At 47.0% G+C, this 26,038-nt stretch carries 19 protein-coding genes; 18 read left to right on the top strand and 1 reads right to left on the bottom strand.

Annotation, left to right across the window (positions count from 1 at the left end):
• Positions 1 to 13: 13 nt before the first annotated feature.
• The 12 genes from PGL02S_RS17505 to glnA all read left to right on the top strand — a co-directional run bounded on the left by PGL02S_RS17505 (position 14) and on the right by glnA (position 16,126).
• A complete protein-coding gene (locus PGL02S_RS17505; RefSeq protein WP_006212197.1) occupies positions 14 to 667 on the top strand; it encodes a response regulator in 654 nt (217 codons plus the stop codon).
• Positions 668 to 819: 152 nt separating this feature from the next.
• The gene (locus PGL02S_RS17500; protein ID WP_036639650.1) at positions 820 to 2,475 is read left to right on the top strand and encodes a S1C family serine protease; all 1,656 of its coding nucleotides are present in this window, start codon (positions 820 to 822) and stop codon (positions 2,473 to 2,475) included.
• Positions 2,476 to 2,605: 130 nt separating this feature from the next.
• The gene (locus PGL02S_RS17495) at positions 2,606 to 3,292 is read left to right on the top strand and encodes a response regulator transcription factor (RefSeq protein WP_036639649.1); all 687 of its coding nucleotides are present in this window, start codon (positions 2,606 to 2,608) and stop codon (positions 3,290 to 3,292) included.
• Position 3,293: 1 nt separating this feature from the next.
• Positions 3,294 to 4,745, top strand: coding sequence for a sensor histidine kinase (locus PGL02S_RS17490; protein ID WP_036639647.1), 1,452 nt, complete (start codon positions 3,294 to 3,296; stop codon positions 4,743 to 4,745).
• A gap of 52 nt (positions 4,746 to 4,797) precedes the next feature.
• Positions 4,798 to 5,748 carry a 4-hydroxy-3-methylbut-2-enyl diphosphate reductase gene (locus PGL02S_RS17485; protein WP_036639664.1) on the top strand — a complete coding sequence of 317 codons (951 nt, stop codon included), beginning with the start codon at positions 4,798 to 4,800 and terminating at the stop codon, positions 5,746 to 5,748.
• Positions 5,749 to 6,055: 307 nt separating this feature from the next.
• Entirely contained in the window at positions 6,056 to 7,012 is a 957-nt protein-coding gene (locus PGL02S_RS17480) for an ABC transporter permease (protein WP_006212192.1), read from the top strand.
• Between the two features lie 31 nt (positions 7,013 to 7,043).
• Positions 7,044 to 7,940, top strand: a complete 897-nt coding sequence (locus PGL02S_RS17475; protein ID WP_006212191.1) for a carbohydrate ABC transporter permease — start codon at positions 7,044 to 7,046, stop codon at positions 7,938 to 7,940.
• 79 nt (positions 7,941 to 8,019) lie between these two features.
• Complete coding sequence (locus tag PGL02S_RS17470; RefSeq protein ID WP_036639646.1) at positions 8,020 to 9,684, top strand: extracellular solute-binding protein; 1,665 nt, start codon at positions 8,020 to 8,022, stop codon at positions 9,682 to 9,684.
• Between the two features lie 79 nt (positions 9,685 to 9,763).
• A complete protein-coding gene (locus PGL02S_RS17465; RefSeq protein ID WP_006212189.1) occupies positions 9,764 to 11,338 on the top strand; it encodes a helix-turn-helix domain-containing protein in 1,575 nt (524 codons plus the stop codon).
• 38 nt (positions 11,339 to 11,376) lie between these two features.
• A complete protein-coding gene (locus PGL02S_RS17460; protein WP_036639644.1) occupies positions 11,377 to 13,173 on the top strand; it encodes a sensor histidine kinase in 1,797 nt (598 codons plus the stop codon).
• A 176-nt stretch (positions 13,174 to 13,349) separates the two neighbouring features.
• Positions 13,350 to 14,405, top strand: coding sequence for a 3-deoxy-7-phosphoheptulonate synthase (gene aroF, locus PGL02S_RS17455; protein ID WP_036639642.1), 1,056 nt, complete (start codon positions 13,350 to 13,352; stop codon positions 14,403 to 14,405).
• Between the two features lie 296 nt (positions 14,406 to 14,701).
• Positions 14,702 to 16,126 (top strand): type I glutamate--ammonia ligase, encoded by a 1,425-nt coding sequence (gene glnA / locus PGL02S_RS17450; RefSeq protein WP_036639641.1) that lies wholly within the window; start codon positions 14,702 to 14,704, stop codon positions 16,124 to 16,126.
• 152 nt (positions 16,127 to 16,278) lie between these two features.
• On the opposite strand, the gene PGL02S_RS17445 is transcribed toward glnA, so the two are convergent.
• The gene (locus PGL02S_RS17445) at positions 16,279 to 17,316 is read right to left on the bottom strand and encodes a LacI family DNA-binding transcriptional regulator (protein ID WP_173937138.1); all 1,038 of its coding nucleotides are present in this window, start codon (positions 17,314 to 17,316) and stop codon (positions 16,279 to 16,281) included.
• A gap of 482 nt (positions 17,317 to 17,798) precedes the next feature.
• On the opposite strand from PGL02S_RS17445, the gene PGL02S_RS17440 reads away from it, so the two are divergent.
• The 6 genes from PGL02S_RS17440 to serC all read left to right on the top strand — a co-directional run bounded on the left by PGL02S_RS17440 (position 17,799) and on the right by serC (position 25,962).
• Positions 17,799 to 19,142, top strand: a complete 1,344-nt coding sequence (locus tag PGL02S_RS17440) for an ABC transporter substrate-binding protein (protein ID WP_036639639.1) — start codon at positions 17,799 to 17,801, stop codon at positions 19,140 to 19,142.
• Between the two features lie 108 nt (positions 19,143 to 19,250).
• Entirely contained in the window at positions 19,251 to 20,144 is an 894-nt protein-coding gene (locus tag PGL02S_RS17435) for a carbohydrate ABC transporter permease (protein WP_006212185.1), read from the top strand.
• Positions 20,144 to 20,980: a carbohydrate ABC transporter permease gene (locus PGL02S_RS17430; protein ID WP_036639636.1), complete on the top strand. Its 837-nt coding sequence runs from the start codon at positions 20,144 to 20,146 to the stop codon at positions 20,978 to 20,980. Before PGL02S_RS17435 ends, PGL02S_RS17430 begins: the two co-directional genes overlap by 1 nt.
• A 24-nt stretch (positions 20,981 to 21,004) precedes the next feature.
• Positions 21,005 to 23,731, top strand: a complete 2,727-nt coding sequence (locus PGL02S_RS17425) for a GH36-type glycosyl hydrolase domain-containing protein (protein ID WP_036639634.1) — start codon at positions 21,005 to 21,007, stop codon at positions 23,729 to 23,731.
• A gap of 83 nt (positions 23,732 to 23,814) precedes the next feature.
• A complete protein-coding gene (locus PGL02S_RS17420) occupies positions 23,815 to 24,699 on the top strand; it encodes a hypothetical protein (protein WP_063455952.1) in 885 nt (294 codons plus the stop codon).
• 174 nt (positions 24,700 to 24,873) lie between these two features.
• Positions 24,874 to 25,962, top strand: a complete 1,089-nt coding sequence (gene serC, locus PGL02S_RS17415) for a 3-phosphoserine/phosphohydroxythreonine transaminase (RefSeq protein WP_036639632.1) — start codon at positions 24,874 to 24,876, stop codon at positions 25,960 to 25,962.
• Positions 25,963 to 26,038: the final 76 nt, after the last annotated feature.

Raw genomic sequence — 26,038 nt, 5'->3', positions numbered from 1 at the left:
GGACAACATCATTATGGGTACGATTCGGATACTGCTGGCTGATGATCATGATATGGTTCGCATGGGGTTGAAAACGTATTTGTCGCTGGACCCGGGATTTGAAGTCATCGGTGAGGCAGCGAATGGGCAAGAGGTTGTCGATATGTTGCGGAATGGAGATGAGGCATCGAGGCCTGATCTCATTCTTATGGATTTAATGATGCCGGTCATGAACGGGGCCGAGACTACACGTGCCGTCATGTCCGAATTCCCTGATCAGAAGATTGTCATTCTGACAAGCTTCCTTGAGGACGAACTTGTGGTGGAGTGCATTGAAGCGGGTGCTGTCAGTTATGTGCTGAAGACCGTATCGGCCGATGAGCTTATATATGCTCTCCAGGGGGCATTCAGAGGCATGCCGGTGATGACTAAAGACGTATCGGAAGCGCTGACTCGGGGGATTCGCCGACATATGGTGAACGGGGATGAATCCGGACTCACCGAGCGTGAGAAAGAGGTTCTGCTGCTGATTGCCGAGGGGAGAAGCAACAAGGAGATCGGGGAAGAGCTGCATATCAGCATTAAGACCGTGAAGACGCATGTCAGCAATCTGTTGATGAAGTGTGAGCTGGATGACCGCACGCAATTGGCGATTTATGCCCACCGGAAGGGCTGGGTCAAAATGTAGCGAACAACTCATATTCCGGGATGTAGCCCAGCTTTCTTTTTATCTGCCTTTTAATTGTTTTTAAGGTACTATTAAGGTTTATAGTACACAATAAGAACAGTTAATCAATTAAACCACTTGGAAGCAAGTGATTTTAAATAGGAGGTAGACCTATGGACGATCAAAGAAAGCGTTACGGGTACCCGGATGATGAGGCAAACAACAACGAGTCGAATAACAATGAATTACCGAGACGTGAGAATGAATCTTCTTCTGAGAATTCTTCTTCTTACTACTATTCTTACGGACCGTTTCAGTCCATACCCAGTGAGCGTGATGACGAGCAGACAGATCACCCATACCGCAGCAGAGAATCGCAGGAAGTGGAGGTTACCGCTCCACAGCCTGTTAAACCGATACCATCTTCGAGCTTCTCGCATTCCTCCGGAAGCCAGGGCGGAGGAGGTGGCGGACCTGTGGATTCCATGACAAGAAATAAAGACTGGAACTATAACCAGAAGCCTAAAACTTCAGTGAAGACCGTGCTCCTGTCCTTCCTGGCAGGCGTCCTCGTCATCTCAAGTTTGATGTTCGCCGCGGATCGTACGAATTTATTTACTCCGGATGCAGCGTTCTCATCTGAGCCATCCCAAGAAACTTCGGCTAACGTGAGTGATAACGGCGGAGCAACAACGGCATCGGCGATAATTCCTTCGGGTCAGGGTGATGTATCCGCGGTTGTGGATCAGGCAAGTCCGGCTGTCGTGCTGATTGAGACACTGGTTAACAGCAATAATAGACAAAGCACGAATCCGAACATGAATGATCCGTTCTGGTACTTCTTTGGTGGCGGCCAATCGAGCCAGGAAGGAAACGGCGGGAATAGCGGTAATGGTGGAAACAGTGGAAATGGCAGCAACGGAGGTCAGGAATCCCAGCTTCAGCCTTCAGGGATTGGCTCGGGTTTCATCTTTGACAAGTCCGGATATATTTTGACCAATGAGCATGTTATCCATGGTGCCGATGTGATACAGGTCACGGTACAAGGCACTAAAAAGCCTTATGAAGCGAAACTGCTCGGTTCCAGTTATGAGCTGGATTTGGCCGTTCTGAAAATCGAAGGGGCCGATTTTCCGTCGGTGGAGCTAGGTGACTCCAATTCGCTGAAGGTTGGTGAATGGCTTGTGGCCATCGGGAACCCGCATGGTTTTGAGCATACGGTAACCGCAGGCGTACTTAGCTCGAAGGAACGCGAGATCGATATTCAAGGCACGAACGGCGAGGATGATCGTAATTACGAGCATCTTCTGCAAACCGATGCTTCGATTAACCCGGGTAACTCAGGCGGACCGCTTCTCAATCTGAAGGGTGAAGTCATCGGGATGAACGTAGCGGTCAGCGCGGAAGCGCAAGGGATCGGGTTTGCGATTCCGTCCAATACGATTAAGGAAGTTGTGGAATACCTGAAGAATAATGAGGAAGTTCCGAAAGATCCGGTTCCGTTTATCGGGGCAAACCTGGGAACGGTCACTCCGCAAATTTCTCAGTCCCTGGGTACCGACGTGACGGAAGGCTCTTATGTTGACAGCGTTGTATTCCGTTCACCGGCATATGAAGCAGATTTGCGTCAATATGATATCATTGTTGGCGTGGACGGAACGAAATATCCGACTTCGTCAGATCTGGTTGACTTCATTAAAACGAAGAAGGTTGGAGACAAAATTACGCTGAACGTAGTTCGAAACGGCAATAATATGGATCTGCCGCTGACGATCGGTGATAAGAACGAGTTCGATCTTTCCCAGCAGCAACAGCAGCAACAACCGTAACCTGGGATAGGTGTAAACAACAAGCGGAAGGGATCGTTCCCTTCCGCTTGTCTTGTCCTTGAGACGACCGATATAATGGGATTGTAACGTCGTACTAAATATAACGCTAGAAGATAGAGGAGATGCCGCTATGCGATCCCGGATATTAATTGTAGATGACGATGAGAAGATTATTTCCATGCTGCGCAGAGGACTTGCGTTTGAGGGCTACGATGTCCTGACCGCATCCAACGGAGCAGAAGGATTGAAAGTGATATTGAGTGAGGAGCCGGACGTTGTTGTCCTGGATGTCATGATGCCTCAAGTGGATGGATTTGAAGCGTTGCGAAGACTCCGGGAAGGCGGAAGCACGATACCGGTGCTGATGCTGACGGCGAAGGACGAAGTGGAGAACCGGGTGAAGGGACTCGATACCGGAGCCGATGATTATCTCGTTAAGCCGTTTGCGCTGGAAGAGCTTCTTGCCCGCGTAAGGGCGCTGCTGCGTCGTAAAACCGGCGACGATTCGTCTAACCACCGGCTGACCTACGAGGATCTCACAATGGATACGGATGCGAGGGAAGTCATTCGCAGCGGTCAGAGACTGGAGCTGACGGCGAAGGAGTTTGAGCTGCTGCATCTGTTTATGCAAAATCCGAAGCGGGTACTGTCCCGCGATTTGATTATGGATAAAATATGGGGCTATGACTACAGCGGAGAGTCCAATGTGCTGGAGGTTTATATCGCCATGCTCCGGCAGAAGACCGAGGAACATGGAGGTAAACGGCTGATCCAGACGATCCGCGGAGCCGGCTATATTCTAAGAGGAGATAACTAGCATGTCCATTCGGTTAAGACTGACAGCGTGGTATACCGGCATCTTATTTGTGACACTGCTGATTTTCAGCTCGGCGGTGTATGGCTTTGTCCATTTGTATACGTATGAGGAGTTAAAGCAGCGGATTGTGCAGCAGGCAAACAAAGTAGATTTTGGGACTGATGGATTTGATGTTCTTCCCAATCGATCTTCTGCAAATAGACTGGAAGATGCGGATCTATATATTCAGACCTATAACGTTTTAAATAATCGAATATGGCGTTCAGACAATATGAAAATCAGCGGGCTTCAGTTCGAGACTCCTTCTGTTCAGAAGGTAAATAAAATTAACAACGGGTTTAAGCGTGTGACTCTCAATGGTAATCCATTTATTGTGTATCAGCTTGCATTTACTGAGAGTAACACAAACCAATTAGTTCTTTGGCTTCAAGTCGGAGCTAACACGCGTACCATCGAACAAACCCTGGATCGGCTCCAATCCATCCTGATCATGGGTTCCGCAGCCACGCTTGTGATTGCATCAACCTTGGGACTATTTCTGGCTCGCAAATCCATGAAACCGATCGGCAAGGTCACCGAGGCGGCGGAGCAGATCCAGAAGGGCACCGACCTTAGCGTTCGAATCGAATACGACGGGCCGCAGGACGAGATCGGGCAGCTGATTGGTACCTTTAACGGGATGCTTGAGAGGACGGAGGGTTTCTACAAAGAGCTTGAGGATGCCTACGCCGCACAGCGCCGTTTTGTATCGGATGCTTCCCATGAGCTTAGAACTCCATTGACAACCATTCGGGGGAATGTGGATCTGCTGCAGAAAATGTGGGAGGTAGCACCCGGCGAAAGAGCGGATATGGACGAAGCCACGATCAAGCAGATCTCATTCGAAGCGGTGGGAGATATATCGGATGAAGCCAAGCGGATGAGCCGGCTGGTGAACGATATGCTGTCTCTGGCAAGAGCCGATACCGGCCAGACCTTCGAGCTGGATCCCGTACCACTCCAGCCGTTGGTTGAAGAGGTCGCAAGGCGGGCTCATTTCCTAGAGAAAACGGCAGAGTGGCATGTGGGCGAACTGTCAGTTCTGAATGGCGTTTACGTGGAAGGCAACAAGGATTATTTACAGCAGATGCTGTTCATATTCATTGAGAATGCATTCAAGTACACGCCGGAGGGCGAGGTGAGCCTGGATGTTGTCCTGTACAAGGGACAGGTCGGGCTTCGAATTTCGGATACGGGGATCGGTATGGATAAGGACGAGGTTCCGTTCATATTCGAACGCTTCTACCGTGCGGATCAATCCAGAGGCATCACGAGCGGGACCGGCCTTGGACTCTCCATTGCCAAGTGGATCATTGATGAGCATAAGGGGTCTGTGGAGGTTGTAACCCGAAGAGGGGAAGGCAGTACCTTTATCGTCTGGCTGCCCGTCGTATTTGCTCCTCCTCTGGAATAGGTTATAATAGACTAGATCGTTTACGTATTACAAGGGAAAGCAGGTGAGGATCATCGAAGTCATGAGAATATCACCGAGAGGTTATTGTTATGGAGTCGTTGATGCCATGGTATTGGCACGTCAGGCGGCCCAGAATTTGGATCTTCCTCGGCCTATTTATATATTGGGCATGATTGTTCACAACAGTCATGTAACGCAATCCTTTGAGGATGAAGGCATCATTACCCTGGACGGTCCGAATCGGATGGAAATCCTGAGTCAGGTGGAGAGCGGCACCGTTATTTTTACCGCGCACGGGGTCTCTCCGGAAGTACGCAAGCTTGCACGGGACAAAGGGTTAACGACACTGGACGCCACTTGTCCGGATGTTACCAAAACCCATGATTTAATTCGGGAAAAGGTAGCCGACGGATATGAAATCATTTATATCGGCAAGAAGGGTCATCCGGAGCCGGAAGGTGCCATTGGCATCGCGCCGGATCATGTGCATCTTATCGAGAACGAGGAAGAGATCGAGCAGCTGCAGGTGAAGTCATCCCGAATTACCATTACGAATCAGACTACGATGAGCCAGTGGGATATCAAGCATATCATGAAGAGTCTGCTGGATAAATTTCCGGGAGCAGAGATTCATAACGAGATCTGTCTTGCCACGCAAGTGCGGCAGGAAGCTGTAGCCGAGCAAGCGGGACAGTCGGATTTGGTCATTGTGGTTGGAGATCCGCGGAGCAATAACTCGAACCGGCTTGCCCAGGTGTCTGAAGAGATTGCAGGCGTTCCCGCTTACCGTATCGGGGATGTGACGGAACTGAAACGCGAATGGCTTGAAGGAGTAGGCAAAGTGGCAGTTACATCAGGGGCATCAACACCGACTCCAATTACCAAGGAAGTCATCGCTTATTTGGAACAGTATGAACACGATAAGCCGGATACTTGGGAAATCAAACGCACGGTGAATATGAGCAAGCTGCTTCCCCCTGTTCGGGTGAAGAGTAAGTCATAAGAATTGCCATTTATATGCTCGATTAAGACCCATCGCAGGTAATGTTTGCGATGGGTCTTTTCATGTTTAATTTCAGAAATGTTTTTTTACAAATCATAGAATTAAAAGGTGGAAACTGTAATTTTTCTAAAAGCCATATCTCTCACTTTACATAAGAAAGCAATATTCCATGTCGTGTAAGCGTTTCACTTTTCGATTGAATAATATCATTTTTCGTTGAATAGGCAAATGTTTATATTTGATAGTTTAAACTACAATGTTAGACATCAGATAAACTTCATGGCATAGAACACACGGGGGGTTGGATATGGCGCAAATATCCGTAGAACAGGAACCTGTTCCAAAACGGAAGAAGGACAGCTTGTTAATTCGCTTTGCTAAACAATGGGATATTCAGTTAATGGTGCTTCCTGCACTCGCACTCATTTTTGTGTTTAGCTATATACCGATGTACGGTATTTTGATGGCTTTTCAGGATTTTAACATTTTTAAAGGCATGGGTGACAGCCCCTGGGCAGGATTCAAACATTTCGAAATGTTCTTTGAATCACCAGAGTTTATGACGGTCATGAGAAATACGATCGTAATCAGTTTGCTTAAGTTTCTCATTGGATTCCCTGCACCGATTCTGCTTGCACTTATGCTGAACGAAGTCCGGCATATGTTCTTCAAAAGACTCGTGCAAACGGTCAGTTATCTCCCGCACTTCCTGTCTTGGGTTATCGTTTCAGGCTTTGCGATTTCTCTCTTGTCAACGGATAACGGCAGCGTAAATATTTTGCTTCAGAAGCTGAATTTGATTGAGGAACCGCTCAACTTCCTGTCCATTCCGGAATACTTCTGGACAATTCTCGTAACGACAGGGGTTTGGAAAGAAATCGGGTTCTCCTCCATCGTATACTTGGCAGCTGTGGCCGGGGTTGACCCGCATATGTACGAAGCTGCTGACATGGATGGTGCAAGCAAGTTCAGACAGATCTTTACGATTACGCTTCCATCGATTATGCCGGTTGTAAGTATTTTCATGATTCTTGCCATTGGTAACTTGCTTACTGCAGGTTTCGAAGACATCTTGCTCTTGGCTAAGAACCCGGTATTGCGAGAGGTTTCCGACGTTATCGACACGTATGTTTATCGAATAGGTATTGAAAATTCCCGATTCTCATATGCAACGGCTGTAGGCTTGTTTAAAGCGGTAATCAGCGTCATGCTTCTGACGATTGCCAACTTGATCGCACGTAAATCAGGTAACAGCTTATGGTAAGAGAACATTGTGATGAAGGGAGTCGGTAGTTTTGGTACGGTTAGCATTCGGTGACAAAGTGATGATGGTTATCATATATATCTTTCTGGCATTATTGGCCTTTGTAACTTTTTATCCGTTTTGGAACGGACTTGTCATTTCATTTAACTCAGGTTCAGATACAGCAATGGGTGGCGTTACCTTTTGGCCCCGGGACTTTACATTAGAGAATTACGGGATCGTGTTTCAGGATACCAGGCTGCTGAATGGTTTTAAAATTTCGGTGCTTCGTACCGTGATCGGAACCATCTCCTCCATACTCGTAACATCCATCTTTGCTTACGGGATGACCAAGAGCGAATTGATTGGCCGCAAGTACTACATGATTATGTGTATCATTACGATGTATTTTGGCGGCGGCTTGATCCCAACCTTTATGCTCGTTCGTGGTTTGGGTCTGATGGACTCCTTCTGGGTGTTCATTATTCCGGGCTTGGTAAGCGTGTGGAACATGATCATCTTCCGGACTTTCTTCAACGGTCTTCCGAATGGTCTTGAGGAATCCGCCAAGATTGATGGTTGCGGCAACTGGGGTATTTTCTTCAAAATCATTCTCCCGCTGTCCGGTCCGGTTATCGCAACATTATCGTTATTTACGGCAGTTTCCCATTGGAATGAATGGTTCTTGCCAAGTATTTATATCAATAACGAGAACCTGCTGCCCATTCAGACCATGCTTCGCCAAATATTGAATTCTAATATTATGTCTGAACAGATGAGCAACCTGGATTCGGCTTCTCAAGCCGTTCTCTCGCGGATGCAGAGTGTAACTTCTAAATCGCTGTCCATGGCAACTATGATGGTGGCAACGCTTCCGATTATTATGGTGTATCCATTTGTCCAGAAGCACTTCGTTAAGGGTGTTCTGGTAGGTTCCCTGAAAGAGTAGGAAGAGATAACGCGTGTTGTTTGAAGCATGAGCTTTGGACATAAATATCAAGTGTAAAGACGAAAGGGGAAATTAGAGAATGAGGTTGAGAAAGAAATCGCTGACCACATCGATGACGGCCTTGCTGACTGCAGCGCTCATGCTTTCAGCATGCGGCGGCGGAGCGAAAACTGCTGACCCAGCTCCTGCAGGAGAAGGTGGAACTAGCACGCCTCCAACAGAAGAAGCAGGCAAGTTTGTACTTGGCGAAACTCCACTGGAGTTCAGTTTCTACGGTCATTATAACGAGTATACCATGCCTCCATGGGGGCAAGACGAATCTTCGAAATGGATTAAAGAGAATAAGAAAGTAACCGTAAACGCAATTCATTCGCAAGGTAACGCGCAGCAAAAATTCAACACCATGATTGCTTCCACTCAGCTTCCGGATGTCATGTGGATGGACCGTGGACCGGATGTAGAGAAGCTGCGTCAAGCTGACATGCTTGTGCCTTATGATGAATATCTTGATAAATACCCTAACCTGAAAGAATGGATGGGTGAAGAAGGTCTGAACATGCTTCGTTCCCCTGACGGCAAACTGTATCAGTTCCCGAACTGGTATACAAACCAGCCGAATGGTAATGCAGGGTATGTTGTTAATAAACAAATTTACACAGAGCTGGGTTCTCCTAAACTGGAAACCACAGATGATTTGTATGAATACCTGAAAGCAGTAAAAGCCAAGTATGGCGATAAAGTTGTTCCGTTTGAACCACACGTTCAAGGTCAAGGCATTGAAGTTCTGTATTCCGCTTTTGCTGAAAATGCTCTAACTCGCTGGATCAGCATCCGCGGCGTACCTAACGGCGATAAGCTGACTTCTATCTTTACGGATCCAATCTTCCGTGAGTCGATGCAGTATTCTGCGAAGCTGTTCCGTGAGAAATTGATTTCTCAGGATGCTATGACTCAAACGGTTGACCAGGTTAAAGAGAAAGTGAACACTGGACGCGTTGCAGTATACGCTGCATCAAGCCCGACTGAAAATGCAATGAACGCTCATGCAGAGTTGGCAGCAAAAGATCCAAACGGAGGATACTTCATGATCTGGCCGATTCACAAAGAAGGCCTCGACAAGAACAAAATCTTCCCTGGTACTTATACTCAATTGGGTTGGAACGTAAGCGTAATTACGAAGTCCGCTAAAGATCCAGAAGCTATCTTTGCTTTCCTGGATTGGTACACAGGTCCTGAAGGACAAAGCGTTCTGATGTGGGGCCCTCCAGGAGGATATTGGGATGGCTTTGAAGAAGACGGCGTGACACCTAAATTCACGGAGAAATATGTATCTGATGCAGCCGGTCTTAACAAACTTCAAGCAATCACAACGAACCTGCACTGGAATGGTAACACGGTCTTTATTGATACAGCAAAAGCAAAATACGAGAGTACATTGCCAGAAGAGCAGCGCAACTGGTCCACTCGCTGGCAGTATGAAATCACTTGGAAAACCCAAGCGAATGCTACGGAATACATCAACCTCGATCCGGCTCCGGACAGCGAGGAAGGAATTATCCGTCAGCGTGTAGAAGATATCTTTACAGAATCCAGAGCGAAAGCCCTGTATGCGAAGGATGATGCAGAAGTATTGGCTATCCTCGACAAGGCTGAAGCGGATGCACAATCTGCTGGATACGATAAACTTCTTGCATTCAAAACAACGAAATGGCAAGAAAACGTTACAAAAATGAAAGGCCAATAATAATCTTTACTTAAACCAAGAAGGGTATGCTGCTGATGCAGTATACCCTTATCGGAATTTATAGGGGAGATGGTAACCTGTGTATAAAGTGCTGCTGGCAGACGATGAAATACTGGACCTAGAGGGCATGAAGAGCTTTATTCCATGGGAGAATCTCGGAATGAAAGTGATAGACTCGGTCAATAATGGCTTCGCCGCCTATGAGGTTCTCGAGAGGGAGAAGATCGACATCCTCGTTACCGATGTCCGCATGCCCAATATGACTGGGCTGGAGCTTGCACAGCGGGCGCTGAAATTGCAGGAGGAACTTCGGATTATCTTCGTAAGCGGTTACCAGGACTTTGGTTACGTGAAGCAGGCTATCGCTTTGAACGCATGCAGTTATGTTTTGAAGCCGATGGAAGATCAGGAACTGATCGATGCCCTGACAAAAGTGAAACTTGAGCTCGATCGCCTTCATGAACGCAAGGAGACGGAGCAGGCCTATCAGCAGATGATCCCTATCCTCAAAAATCAATACTTGCTGCAAATTCTTCAGAAGCCTTACGATGGCGCGATACTGGATATCATCAAGCGGGAGTACCGTTTTACAGAGCTTCATTGGCCGGTGTGCGTCATTTTGCTGGAACTTGATAATGTGAGTACATGGCGCAACAGCTCGCTCGATTCCGAGGAAAAGCTTAGTGTTGTGGAGAACTACTTTGCAAGATTACATAAACTTCTCGACGCGAACGGCTTTGAGCATATATGCAAGGTGAACGATCAGCGGACAGCCGTGCTGCTTAGCGGTGGCCGAGGCAAAGCGGAGATTCAGTCCCTTCTGGAAGAATTGAAGCAAGAATGCGCCTATACCATGACTGTAGGGGAAGGTAAGGCCGTCCACAAGCTGGAGGATCTCCATACATCCTATCAGGAGGCTTTAGCTGCCCTGGACTATAAGATGTTTCGGGGCAAAGGCAGATGGATTCTGTACAGCGAGGTGCCTACCGAAGATCGTGAAGATGTAAAAAGTCTCGATATCCGCTTCGATGCATTGTTTACAGCCATGACAGAGTATGATATTGTTCGTATCTATGATGAATTGGAAGCGATTCAATTACTTGCTTCCAATATACGTTCCAAGTTCACGATACGCAATTTAGCTGTGTATATCATGGTAAAGCTGGAAGGTCATCTTCAGACGATTAATGAAGAATTGTACCGAATGGCAGGCTTGGAGCTCAAGAATTTTGATATTTTGCTGCACTTTGAAACGATGGATGATATTTTCTCATGGCTGCGAATGAAGGCAATGGAAATATCGGAAATGCTCAAAAACCGAAAATCAACCAAGAATGGACGCTTGGTCGAAGAGATTATTGAGAATATTCAGGCGCGCATGCATGAGAACATTACACTGCGAGATATGGCAAACCGTTTTTCTTTCTCACCGAATTATCTCGGGGTACTCTTCAAAGAAGAAACCGGGCATAACTTCAGCGATTATGTGATTAAACTCCGCATGGAGCGTGCGAGAGACCTGCTCAAGACAACCAAGCTGAAAATATACGAAATTGCGTCACAGACCGGGTATCAATATTTACCTTATTTCAGTCGGCAGTTTAAGGAAATGTACGGAATGACACCCTTGGAATACCGGCGCAAGCACTCTTAACTTGCAAAATACAGATTAGATGTGGGGTCATGCATGTTATGGCGGGGAAATTCGAACGAATACGGGTCAAGATACCATTCGGTTACAAGTTGATGATTTCGTACTGTGTGTTCATCATTATACCGGTATTGCTTGTGGGTCAAATCGCGAATCAAGTCTTCGTTAAGTCAACTCGTGAGCAGACGTACAACAACATCCAGGGAACACTTCATCAAATGAGCGAGAATATTTCTTACAAGATGGAGGATATGATTCGAATATCGGACATGCTGTATTTCGATACGACCTTTAACAGCCGGCTGCGATATACAGAAAGCGCCTGGGTAAGCTACGATACAACGATCAATGTGCTCATTCCGAAGCTGGAGACAGCGGTGAGCACAGCGAATCGGAGGATTTGGCTGTCGATCTATCTGCGCAATGACGATCTTAGGGAGATCTATGACAGTTACGCGTATTCGGATCCACTCGACTCTAACAAACGTCTATTCGATATTTATCAATATGAGCGGCTTGAGGACAGGACCTGGTATAAATTATATCCCAAGGAAGAGAATTACGGAGTGACACTCCAGTGGAAACAGATTGAGGATGATGCGAGCAACGGCCGTATCTCATTGCTGCGGAGACTGGTCGATATCAGTACGACCATTAAACCGCAGGAGATCGGATTCATGCGGATTAATGTCAGCATGACAGATTTGTTCGAAAGCATGGATTACAACAAGATTGGCGATGGCACAGCGTTGTATTTATCGGATTCCCAAGGACGCGTGGTCCTGTCATCGGGCGGCAAGCAGACCAACGTCTTTAGAGAGAAGGAGCTCCGTAAGAACGGGGATTTGCTTATCCGCAAGCCGATTCCTCAGCTGGGCTGGGATCTCATTGCCGTGGTTCCTGCCCAAATTGTGGAGAAAGATACCGTAAAGATACGTAATCTAACCTATCTGATCTGTCTCATTTGCATTGGTATCTTTTTTGTTGTCAGCATCGTGGTCTCAAGATATTTCAGTCGAAGGGTATCCAAAATCGTATCGGTGCTTGATTCATTTCAGGAAGGTGAATTCCATAAACGGGTGTCTTTTAAAGGAAATGATGAGTTCACCCACATCTCCTCTGCTCTGAACGATATGGGCAGCAATATCGGTAAACTGATCAATGAGGTGTATCTTGCCGATCTGCAGAAAAAAGAAGCGGAGCTGGAGTCGCTTCATGCGCAGATTAATCCGCATTTCCTATACAATACGCTATCTTCCATCAGCCGCTTGGCACGGTTCGGGATGCTGGATAAACTTCAGCGCATGGTGATGGATTTGGCGAAGTTTTACCGTCTGTCGCTGAATGATGGCCGTAATATCATCTCGGTGAAGAATGAATTGGAACAGGCTCAGGCGTATGTTGATATTCAAAAGATCAAATACGATGAGCGGATGCAGGTTACCTATGATTATGCGCCTGAGGTGGTACGGTATGAAACGGTGAAATTGATAATGCAGCCGTTTATCGAGAATGTGCTGGAGCATGCATGGACCGGGGAGTATATTCATATCCGAATTACGGCCACAGTGCTGGAAGCGGAAGATGTGCTGGAATTCAAAATCATTGATAACGGCGTGGGCTTCCCTCCCGGCAGAGTTCTTGATAATACAGCTGGTCAGGATCTGACCAATGCCGGATACGGCATTCGGAATGTAGACCAACGGATCAAGCTTCACTACGGTAATGAATATGGGGTCACTTTGTTCAGCCGTGCTGGCATCGGGACAACCGTAAGAATTGTCATACCGCTGGTTAAGCGAAAAGTGGCAGAAGGACGAAATAAAACGTTATTGTAAACGGAAAGAGCAGATCTCCCGATCATGAAGGCTTGAAGAATGGGCTTGACGACGGGAGATTTTTTTTGTATATTTACTTTATCAGTTAAAAGCATAAAAGCTTAAAAGCGAACAAGCGCGAAAGTGAGCATCAACTCATTCACAAACAGGAATATATTCAGAAAGAAGGTTATATAATGATCGTTATCACTTCAAATCAAATATTAGAGGAACAAGTACAGCATATCGTAGGGGAAATTGAGAAGGAAGGACTGCAGGCTCATGTATCCCGAGGGGCGGATCGGACGGTAATCGGTCTTATCGGCAGCGTGAATCCGAAACTTGCGGAGCATCTCCGTCAAATGAAAGGTGTAGAGAACGTAGTCAAGATCTCCAAGTCCTACAAGCTGGCGAGCCGTGATTTCCATCCGGATGATACCGTTATCGATATTAAGGGCACCAGGATTGGCGGCGGCAACCTGGTTGTCATGGGGGGACCGTGCGCAGTGGAATCTGCGCAGCAGATTGACGAGATTGCACAGCTGGTCAAGGCAGCAGGTGGGCAAGTGCTCCGAGGAGGCGCATTTAAGCCTCGTACGGGTCCATACAGCTTCCAGGGTGTTGGCGTCGAGGGTTTGATCATGATGGCTGAAGCGGGCCAAAAACATGGCCTGCTGACGATAACAGAGGTTATGACCCCCGAATACGTTGATATTTGCGCCGAGTATGCCGATATTCTTCAAGTAGGTACCCGAAATATGCAGAATTTCGATCTGCTTCGCAAACTGGGCACCTGCGGCAAGCCGGTTTTGCTCAAGAGAGGCTTTAGCGCCACCTATGATGAGTTACTGAATGCAGCGGAATATATTCTTGCCGGCGGCAATCCGAATGTTATGCTCTGTGAACGCGGAATCCGAACATTCGAAACGTATACCCGAAATACATTGGATTTATCTGCCATCCCGGTTCTGCAAGGGTTGAGCCATCTTCCGGTGATCTCGGACCCAAGTCACGGAACGGGCCGGCGCGAGCTCGTAGAACCGATGTCCAAGGCTTCTGTAGCGGCTGGAGCAGACGGTCTTATCATTGAGATGCATACGGATCCTGACAATTCCATGACGGGAGATGGCGTTCAATCGCTGTTCCCGGATCAATTCGCCGCGCTGCTGAAAGACTTGGAGCAACTGGCTCCATTGGTAGGTAAAAGCTTTGCCACTTCAAAAGCACCTGCCTCTGAATTTGTGCGCGTATAACAATCGATATAGGTGAATATGATAGACTTAAGTATATCGTTCGCTATATGAGGATAGCTGGGCCAGTCCCTTATTTATAGTAGTAGACACTTGCAGCAAGCTCGCAGGTGTCTTTTTACTGCGTTTACATTAACTGGTTTTCAATGTCAGTATATATAACATCATTTTTAAAAATACCTTACATAGGTATTGACGTCAGGTTATCTCCCGGCATATAATGACGAAAAGAAATCGAAAGATTATGAACATTGTTAAGCTGTTTTAGTCTTAATGTTCGGAAATTGGGAGGAAGAGACATGTCGGTAGAGAAAGTATTGCAAACCATTAAAGAGAACAATATTGAGTGGGTCGATTTTCGTTTTGTGGACTTGTCGGGACGGGCGCATCACATTACCTTGCCGGCTTCAGAGGTAGATGAAGAAACATTCGTGAACGGGGTAGCGTTTGATGGATCTTCTATTCCAGGATTCCGCGGCATTGAAGAATCAGATATGGTTATGATGCCAGATCCGGAATCTTGCTATATCGATCCATTTACAGCACATCCTACACTTAACATTATGAGCAACATCTTTACACCGGAGGGCGATGCTTACGAGCGTGATCCACGCGGTATCGCAGCTCGCGCTGAGCAATATCTTCAAGAGGCGGGAATCGGTACAGCAGCATTCTTCGCACCTGAATCCGAGTTTTTCCTGTTCGATGATGTTCGCTACGAAAGCTCCATGAACAGCTCCAGCTACTTTGTAGACTCCGAGGAAGCAAACTGGAATACCAACCGCAAGGAAGAAGGCGGCAACCTTGGTTTCAAAGTTGGCGTTAAGGGCGGATACGTTCCAGTGGCACCTGTTGATACACAGCAGGACATTCGCAGCGAAATGTGCCGTTTGCTTGAGGAGGCAGGACTGCGGGTTGAGCGTCATCACCATGAGGTAGCAACGGCAGGGCAGGCTGAAATCAACTTCCGTTTTGACACATTAAAGAAAACAGCTGACAATTTGTTGATCTATAAATACATCGTGCATAACACGGCTCGCCAATATGGCAAAACGGCTACATTCATGCCGAAGCCACTGTTCGGAGATAACGGAAGCGGCATGCACGTTCACCAATCCATTTTCGATGGCGATACCCCTTTGTTCTACGAAAAAGGAGCTTATGCTAACCTGAGCGAAACGGCTATCCACTACATTGGCGGTATTCTGTACCATGCACCGGCATTGATTGCTTTGACAAATCCGAGCACAAACTCCTTCAAACGTCTGGTTCCAGGCTATGAAGCACCTGTTAACCTCGTGTACTCCAAAGGCAATCGTTCCGCAGCAGTTCGGATTCCGGTTGCAGCTGTAACACCTAAAGGCTGCCGCATTGAGTTCCGTACACCGGACTCCACGGCGAATCCTTATCTTGCATTCTCGGCCATGCTAATGGCTGGCCTGGATGGCATCAAGCGCAAAATCGATCCGACGGCACTGGGCTACGGACCATTCGATAAGAACATCTACGAACTGTCTGATGCTGAGAAAAGAGAAATCCGCAGCGTACCAGGTTCCCTGGATGAGGCTTTGGATGCTCTTCAAGCAGACAGCGAATTCTTGACTGAGGGCGGCGTGTTTACGCAGGAATTCCTCGATAACTTCATTGAGCTCAAGCGCTCTGAAGCTAAAGCGGTTAACATCCGTGTTCATCCGCATGAGTACTCCCTGTACTACGACCTCTAATACTCATACTAAAAAAAGCTTAGGGCCTGTGGCTCTAAGCTTTTTTTAGTATGTAGATGGATGGAAAGTAGATAGTGCTGTCCAAGCGAGCAGAAGGACGGCCTTCCGGGTGAGGAAGGTGAGGAAGACCATCGGTCCAATTGGACAAGCAATCAGAAGTAACCGTAGTGATGTGTCTTGCTCCCGCAAGATTCGCGTACGATAAGCTCAGGCTCAACAACAAACGAGCTGACCGGTGATTGCTTATTGATCAGGTCGTAGAGCATAAGTGCGGCCAATCGGCCGATCTTGTCTTTGTTTTGACGAATGGTCGTTAACTTGGGTGTAGTATATTTACATGCTTCAATATCGTCACAGCCAATGATCGAAACATTGTCTGGCACATTCAGGCCTTGCTCCTGAAGCGCCTGGATGGCCCCAATGGCAATCTGATCGGAGGCTGCAAAGATGGCACGGGGCAGCGATCCTGCCTGGATCAACCGTGTCATGGCCTTATATCCGCTTGCTTCGTAAAAGTCATCCCCGTTCAGAAACCACTCCGTACGGGCAGGAAGCCCGAAGCTCTCCATAGCGTTGCGATAACCGGCCTCACGCATGTTGGAGATTTCAGATTCCTTGCTGCCCCCAATGAATCCTAAGTCTCTGAAGCCTTGGAGGTAGAAATGTTCAACGACCTTCGAGGACATTTTATAGTTGTCCGACATAATGTGCCCCGACATTTCGCCGATCAGCTCAATGTCGACCCCTATACACGGAATGTCGCTCTCATCAAGCTCCTTAATGGAGGGCTCGATTTCTTCCCCGGATATAATGACACAGCCGTCCACCTGATAATGACGACATCTTCCGAGATAGTCGGCATCATCACCCTGGAATTTTTCATTCGAAAAAAACAGAAGGTCGTAACCGAGGACACCCATTTGTTTCTTGAACGAATTCAGAACCTCAACGAAAAAAGGATGGGTAAAATCCACATTCAATTTCCCGGCAAAAATAACGCCTATTAAATTGGATTTTTTCGTGGCTAATGTTTTCGCGGAGTTGGAGGGGGTATATCCGGTTTCTTTCATGATTTCCAGCACACGAGCTTTGGTCTCCTCGGATACATCACTATAGTTGTTAATAATCTTGGAGACGGTGGAAACGGATACCCCCGCCATTTTAGCGATTGTTTTAATATTCAACCCCATACTAAACGCCCCTTATTTGTTTATCAAGTCACCCCGAAATTTTCGTGGATTTTCGTTATAATTGTTAAAAAACACTTAATATTAGCATGAAAAATGCCGCTTTTTACTTGTTTTTACGTTTAAGATGATTCGTTCGAAACTTTTTATAATTCTCTATTCGAAACTGTTTCGTAAAAATAGTGTATCCGCTTTAGTACTTTAAGTCAATGGAAGGAAGCGGCTATATACTTGGAGTATCAAGGGGAAATAAAGGAATGATAACGAGACGAAAAATTGTATTGAATGAGGTTAAAAAAAGCTTTGACAAACAAAATGTTATGAGTAATAATAGGCCTTACGAAACCGCTTTCGGTATAATTCGCTGAATTACGAAATGGATTACTGAAATTTTCGTAGCATCAAGACTATACTGGACGAAAAGAAGCGGAATAATGAATCCGGTTTCATAAATGAATTGCAAATTAATTTCAGGGGGTAAAGAAATGATTAAGAAATTATCAGCAGTACTTCTGGCGGGTGCTTTGACTTTCTCGCTAACGGCTTGCGGAGGAAGCAGTGATTCGGTCGATAAAGAAACACCGGCTAAAGGCGATAAGAAGGTCATCAAAATTTTACACTGGAAACAGGATAACATCAATAAAGCAGTTGAAGAGATCAACAAGAAATTTGAAGAGAAGTACCCTGAGTATAAGGTGGAATATACCACTACAGGACCGGATGATGAATTTAAGCAGGCGCAGAGAGCGAGAATCACGGCAAACGACGTGGACGTTCTGGCTGATTTGTCCGGGATGAGACTTTCTCCGCAGGAATGGACGCCAGGTGCTAAGGTGCCCGATTGGCAGCAGTGGATTGATACGGGACTGATCGCAGATTTATCGGGCCAAGCCTTCATTAAGAATTATAATGCAAACGATATCGAGAAAGCCGGAACTTATAACGATAAAGTCTATGCAGTTCCAACAGGTAAGGTAGCCATGTCCGGCCTTTTCTATAATAAAGAAATTTTCGAGCAAAATGGTCTGAGCGTTCCAAAAACATGGTCGGAGTTCATCAAACTGAACGATGCTTTGAAAGCAAAAGGCATTACGCCGATTGTTGTTGCGGGTAAAGACGTATGGCCTTTGAAACTTCCTGTGTTCGCTCTGCAAGCTAAAATTCTGGGCGGCGGGGACCAGCAGAAATGGATCGAGGGTGTTTGGAAAGGCGAAACGGCTTATAACGATGATGAGGCAGTCGAAGTGTTGGATAAAATGAAGACAATCCAGGACAATTACATGATTGACGGATTCATGGGAATTGATTATGCAACAGCGCCTTCTTATTTTGCAACAGGCAAAGCGGCGATGCTGGCTGATGGATCCTGGGATGCTCCAACCGTTGCAGCTGCAAACCCAGAGCTGAAGTTCGGATACTTCCCGCTTCCTGCAACAGAAGATGCAGCGAAGAATGCATCCTTCGTCGGCAAGTATGATGTAACCTGGTATGCTGCCGAGAAAGGACCGAACAAAGAGGGAGCATTGAAATGGCTTGAGTTCTTCTCCGAACCGGAGAACTACACGACATTTGTAAAGGCTGCCGGTTTCATTCCAACACAGGATAACATTCAAACCGAAAGCGATTTTATCGACAACGAACTTACTCCGTATCTGGGGGACTTTGAATTGGCGTACGAAATCATGATGATCAACCGTCAGAATATCGGCGAGCATCTGGCTGCTGAGGGTGTTCATACTGAATTCCTGGCTCCGGGCGGTCTATACAAAACAGCGAAGGAATTGGCTGACATTCAGCAAAAAGAATGGGAAGCCGCAGCTCCTAAATAAAGATTTCTTCTACTATAAAGAGACCTATATAGAATGAACCATACTGTAATCGGGGTCTGTGCAACAGGCCCCGACATTTATTGAATCGGGATTTGCGAGGTGAGAGAGATGTATCCATTTGGAAAAGGGTTTAATCGCTTCATACCATTATTGCTGCTGCTGATACCCATGGCATTATACATTGTTTTTTATTTTGGACCTTCGATATTGACGGTCATTTACTCCTTTACCGACGTTAAAAACCTCCCCGGCAGCACCTATCAATTTGTCGGGCTTGATAATTACAAGGATTTATTCTTCTCAGGAAATTCAGGCGAACGCTGGCGCTCCATTATAAATACCCTGATCTTCATGTTCGTTGTTACGATTGTACAAAATGGAGTTGCTCTATTTATTGCCGTGATCATTAATCAACGCCTTAAAGGAGATTATTTCTATCGCGCGGTGTTTTTCTTGCCGGTTGTACTAGGCGTAGCTGTGGTTGCACTAATCTGGGGGATGATGTTTGATCCGTTAAACGGACCGGTCAACCGCCTCTACGATGTTCTTTTCGGATATCAGGATATGTTCTTCGGAAGTTTCACCCATGCGTTCGGCTATATTATATTCGTACAGATTTGGATGTACATGGGATACTCCATGTTGATCTTTCTGGCAGGACTGCAGTCGGTTCCAAAAGATTTATATGAGGCAGGTCATATTGACGGCACTAGCAAATGGCAATCCTTCCGTCATATTACCTTCCCTCTCATCGCACCGTCTTTCACGGTGAATATGCTGCTGTCTATTATTGGGGCTATGTCGACGTTTGATATCATTTTGGCAACAACAGACGGTCGATTTAATACCAGAACGATGGCATATGACGTGTACAAGGAAACATTCCGCGGCAGCTTGGAAATGGGTCTTCCTTCTGCGCTTTCCGTGATACAGTTCTTGATTATTCTCCTCTTTGTTGTTGTTGCCGTCAGACAAACGCGTAAGAGAGAGGTGGAATATTGATGCAGAATTCCAAAACAACTCAAATTCTTTCTTACGGCGTCGTATTTCTGCTTCTGATTCTGTATGTCGTGCCGCTTCTGCTGGTGTTCAACGTATCGCTTAAATCCTTTAATGAATATTTGCTCAATCCCATTGGTATCGTCCAGAACATTGAATGGGGCAACTACACGCAAGCATGGTCTGAGGGCAATTTTGCCGGTTATTTCACCAACAGTCTGATTTACACGGTGGCGGCAACGGGGCTTACCATCATTGTTTCGTTGTTTGCCGCTTTTCCGGTTGCGCGCGGATATGTCATGTGGAGCGGATTCATTTATATGTTCTTCTTGCTCTCCCAGTTTCTTCCGAACCCGATGGTAGCCCAATATAAATTAATGCTGTCCTTTAAAGAGAGTGTTTCGTTTTTCGGTTACGATACCAAGCTCGGTTATATTTTACTGAAAACGACGGGCACAGGCGTTGTATTCATGATGTTTGTGGGCTACATCAAATCGATCAGCAGAGATCTGGATGAAGCCGCAGGGATGGACGGTTCCGGATATATTCGTTACTTGTTCCAAATTATTCTGCCCCTTATGAAACCTGTGATAGCAACAGGTGTCATTCTGACCGCGATTGGGGTGTGGAATGACTTTGTAGGTCCGATCATGTATCTTCCAAGTCCGGCTAATTATCCGATCACGTTTGGCCTAAAAGAGTTCAGAGGGCAGTACGGGAATAACTGGCCGCTGCTAGCATGCGGAATAACGATCGTGGCTGCACCATTGATCATTCTGTACACGTTCATACAGAAATACCTTGTGGATGGCGCTCTTGCAGGAGCGGTTAAATCCTAATGGCATAAAGGGGAAGAGAACGATATGAAATCGACAGGATGGAAGTTTCAGGGGAATCAGGGCGTGTTTTCATTGAACATGCCTGAACATAACAGCTATTTATATTTTCCGTTAGTTAATGAAGCCGGCATGATGTCAGCCATAACGCCGAATCTTCATGGAGAAATCACAAGCAGTCATAATACTTTTTTGATGTCACCCGTATCGGTAGAGGATCTGCATAATTCTAAATCTGCACGTAATTTCTGGGTGTATATCGATGGATACGGGGCATGGTCCGCAAGTGGCAATTCCGCCAGGCAGAATGCAAACCGATTCATGCAGCAGGAGGAAGAGAGCGAATTAGAAGCTGGGTTTCTATGGCATAAGCTGAAGCGGATTAACCGGGAAACGGGACTGCAAGCGGAAGTGACGAGTTTCGTTCCTGTAACGGATGACAAAATTGAATTGATGAAAGTGAAACTGACAAACACAAGCGATCAGCCGCTGAAGCTGACGCCTACCGCAGCCATCCCGCTGTACGGACGCTCGGCAGATGATCTGCGGGATCATCGTCATGTGACTTCACTGCTGCATCGGATCTTTGTTCATCGTAAGGGGATCGAGGTGCAGCCTGTTCTGTCGTTTGACGAGCGCGGTCACCGTATCAATCAGGTGTGCTACAGCGTGCTGGGTGCAGAGGCAGATGGTGCGGAACCAGCCGGTTATGATCCGGTACTCGAGGAATTTATCGGGGAAGGCGGCGCACTGGATTGGCCCGAGGCTGTAGTTGCCAACAAGAAGGCGGGTGCAGCGGCTGGTGATACGCTGGAGGGCTACGAAGCGATTGGGGCTCTCCGGTTTCATGAGCTTCAATTGCTGCCAGGCCAATCCAGAGCTTATGTGATCGCAATGGTCATTTCAGAGGATCGCATAGAATCCGGCAGGCTGGACGAAACGTATTTATCGGAGAAGAGTTTTGATGATCTGCTTAAGCAGAACGAAAACTATTGGAATGACAAGCTGGCAACCGTGTCCTTTCATACTGGAGATCAACAGCAGGATATGTGGATGAAATGGGTAACGCTGCAGCCGATATTGCGCCGTTTATACGGGAACTCCTTCCTCCCCTATCATGACTATGGCCGTGGAGGCCGCGGATGGCGTGACCTGTGGCAGGATTGCCTTGCACTGATGATTATGGAGCCATCTGAGGTTCGATACCTTCTGCTCAATAATTACGCAGGTGTGCGAATGGACGGAAGCAATGCAACAATTATCGGAACCAAGCCGGGTGAGTTTATCGCGGACCGGAACAATATTCCTCGCGTATGGATGGATCATGGTGCCTGGCCGTTAATGACCACCCTGCTTTATATCAATCAGAGCGGGGATTTGGATTTCCTGAAGCAGCCTCAAACGTATTTCCGTGATGTGTTTGTGAAACGGTGTCAGGAGAAGGACAGCCACTGGTTGCCGGAGAATGGGAATAAGCTCTTAACCGTGAATGGCAGGGTATATGAGGGAACGATACTTGAGCATATTTTGCTGCAGAATCTGGTTCCGTTCTTTAATGTAGGCGAGCACAATAACATCAAGCTGGAGGGAGCAGACTGGAATGATGGTCTGGACCTAGCGCCAGGCAGAGGCGAGAGTGTAGCATTTACTGCGTTTTATGCGAGCAACTTGATGCAGCTTGCTGATGTATTGCTGGCATGGCAGGAGAACCACGGTGTCGAATTCATTGAAATTGCAGAGGAAATGGCTGTTTTGCTCGATTCGTTAACGACTCCCGCTTCCTATGAGGATGTTAAAGGGAAACTCGAACTGCTGGATAGGTATTACGAATCAGTAAAAGTCTCTGTGACCGGAAACAAACTGAAATTAAGTTTAGCGGATGTTGTACAGGATTTGAAACTGAAAGCGGAATGGATCATCCAGCATTTGCGCCGCAACGAATGGATCACAAACGAAGAAGGGTATGCGTGGTTCAACGGATATTACAATAATGATGGAGAACGCGTGGAAGGCGATTTTCCCCATGGTGTGCGCATCACGCTTACAGGTCAGGTCTTTGCTGTCATGGGCGGAATTGCTGACGATGATCAGGTAAGCCGGATTACGAAGGCTGTGGATCGTTATCTGAAAGACCCTAACATCGGTTACCGTCTCAACTCGAATTTTGGCGAGATTCAACAGAATCTTGGACGTGCGTTCGGATTTGCGTTCGGGCATAAAGAGAATGGCGCCATGTTTAGCCATATGAGTGTCATGTATGCGAATGCTCTGTATAAAAGAGGTTTTGTCCAAGAAGGATATGAGGTGCTGCAGTCGATTTATGATCTGAGCAATGACTTTGATCGCAGTCGCATGTATCCTGGTATTCCTGAATACATCAATGAGAAGGGAAGAGGCATGTATCCCTATCTCACCGGATCAGCAAGCTGGCTTCTGCTTACGATGCTGACCGAGGTGTTTGGCGTGAAAGGTAATCTGGGACATCTTCGCTTGGAACCGAAATTACGTTCCTCTCAATTTGGAGCTGATGGCAACGCAGTTGTAGATACAAGGTTTGCTGATCAACAGCTTCAGATTGTATACAGCAATCCAAGCGGATTGGATTATGGAAGTTATGGGATTCAATCGATTACACTGAACGGCGAGAAGGTTCAGCTGCGCAGTATCACTCGAGGGGCAGCAGAAGTGGATCGTTATACGTTGTCTGCGTTATCCATGAATGAATCTCATATCATTCTTGTCGAGCTCGCCTAACATAAGAACATGCAAATTTACGGAAGCCCTGGCAGACAAGTGACCGGGGCTTCTTCATCATGAATGGAGAGGGAGCGATTAGCATGAGCCATCTATTAACGAACGGACAACTAGCCGTAGATATAGCGGATATTGATAGTTACCAAGGCACACGTTTTGATCGGACTGGATTCATTACACAGGTCAGGCTCGTGGGGAGCGGTCATACGTTCTGTGTTCATGAGTATGCAGGGGGATTTAACCCTGCCGGCGGATCAGGATTATGCAATGAATTTGGTCTTCACGACGGAATGGGGTACTCGGAAACCAGGGTAGGCGAGTGGTTTCCTAAACTAGGGGTGGGCCTTCTTAAGCGGGTTAATGAAGACGGTTATAACTTTCAGTATACGTATCCGCTGGAACCTTTCGATGTGGATATCACGGCGGACGATTTAAACATCACGTATGTGGTTCATGCAAGGAACACAAAGGGATATGCTGCCAGGCTGGTTAAGAAGATCTCCATCCAAGGTACCTCGTTGACCATGGATTATGAGCTCTGCAACGAAGGTAGCCGAAGGATTGATACGGAGGAATATATCCATAATTTCATAGGTATAAACGATCAGGACGCAGGACCAGAATACAAGCTGCGGCTGTCTGTACCTGTCCGATTTACGGAGGTTGAATCTGACTATACCTCCGGCTTGCTGTCTGTCCAGGGTTGCGAGGTGAACTGGAACGCCAAGCCGAGCAAGCCCTTTTATGGAAAGCTGGAAGGTTTCAACGGCAGTGACCATTCTTATTCATGGGAGCTCACGCATAAAGCCAGCAGGGCGGGAGTAAGGGAGAGCAGTAATTTTCCAGTCGCTTACATGGCGCTATGGGGTACTGGCCACGTGATTTCTCCCGAGGTGTTTATTCGCCTGAGTCTGGCTCCGGGAGAACAGAAATGCTGGAGAAGGCAGTTCCAATTCTTCAGTTGGTAAACAAAAGGGTGTCCCTTTTGGGTCTTCGCAGGTTGGAACTGTAGGATTTATCCGTTTTTGATGGAGAATAAAAAATTGTATAAAATGCACTTGATGGACCTTCGCTTTGTTGCTATGATTAGCTTTAAATCTATAAAGCGATAAAGGGAACAAGGAGAAAGGGTGGAGAGTCTTTTGAGCAAGAGAGCATACAATTTTAATGCAGGGCCTGCTGCGCTGCCGCTTGAAGTGTTGGAGCGCGCTCAGGCTGAATTCGTCAATTACGGGGATACGGGCATGTCGATCATGGAAATGTCGCATCGCGGTGCCGTCTATGAAGCAGTTCATAATGAAGCGCAGGAACGCCTGCTGTCCCTGCTGGGAAATCCGTCCGGGTACAAGGTGTTATTCATTCAGGGTGGTGCCAGCACGCAATTTGCGATGATTCCGATGAACTTTTTGGGACAAGGCCAGGTTGCAAATTATGTGATGACAGGCAGCTGGGCCGAGAAGGCGATTAAGGAAGCCAGGCTGATTGGCGAAACCCATGTTGCCGCCTCATCGGAAGCGAGCAAATACATGGCTTTGCCTGAGCTTCAAGATATCAAGCTATCCGATCATGCAGCTTATCTTCATCTGACTTCCAATGAAACCATTGAAGGCACACAGTTTAAGGAATTCCCGGATACCGGATCCGTACCGCTGATCTGCGATATGTCGAGTGATATCCTGAGCCGTCCTTTTGATCTAAGCCAATTTGCCATGGTATATGCCGGTGCGCAGAAGAACCTTGGACCATCCGGCGTGGCCGTTGTGATTGTCAGAGAGGATATGATTACAGATTCTCCTAAACATCTCCCAAGTATGCTCCGTTATGATACTTATTTGAAAAACAATTCGCTCTACAATACGCCGCCGTCCTTTGGCATATATATGATTAATGAGGTTCTCAAATGGATTCAGGAGAAGGGGGGGCTTGAAGGCGTTCAGGAGCTGAACCGCAAGAAAGCCGCACTCATCTATGATGCCATCGATAGCAGCGGCGGTTTCTATCGCGGCTGCGTGAACGCAGAAGTGCGTTCGGATATGAATATTACGTTCCGTCTGGGCACGGAAGAGCTGGAGAAGGAATTTGTGAAGGCTTCGGAGCAAGAAGGCTTTGTCGGTCTAAAAGGCCATCGCAGCGTCGGCGGTTTGCGCGCTTCGGTGTATAATGCCCTTCCGTACGAGAGCGCTCAGGCGCTTGTACAATTTATGCAGCAGTTCCAGAACAGCCGCAGCTAATACATCATCGAAGATGAACAGAAATAACCTTCCGCCCATCAGCGGAAGGTTATTTCTGGATACCCCGGGAATTCGG

The organism is Paenibacillus glucanolyticus NBRC 15330 (assembly GCF_004000885.1).
Taxonomy (GTDB): Bacteria; Bacillota; Bacilli; order Paenibacillales; family Paenibacillaceae; genus Paenibacillus_AQ; species Paenibacillus_AQ glucanolyticus.
This window is presented reverse-complemented; position numbering and strand designations above follow the sequence as displayed.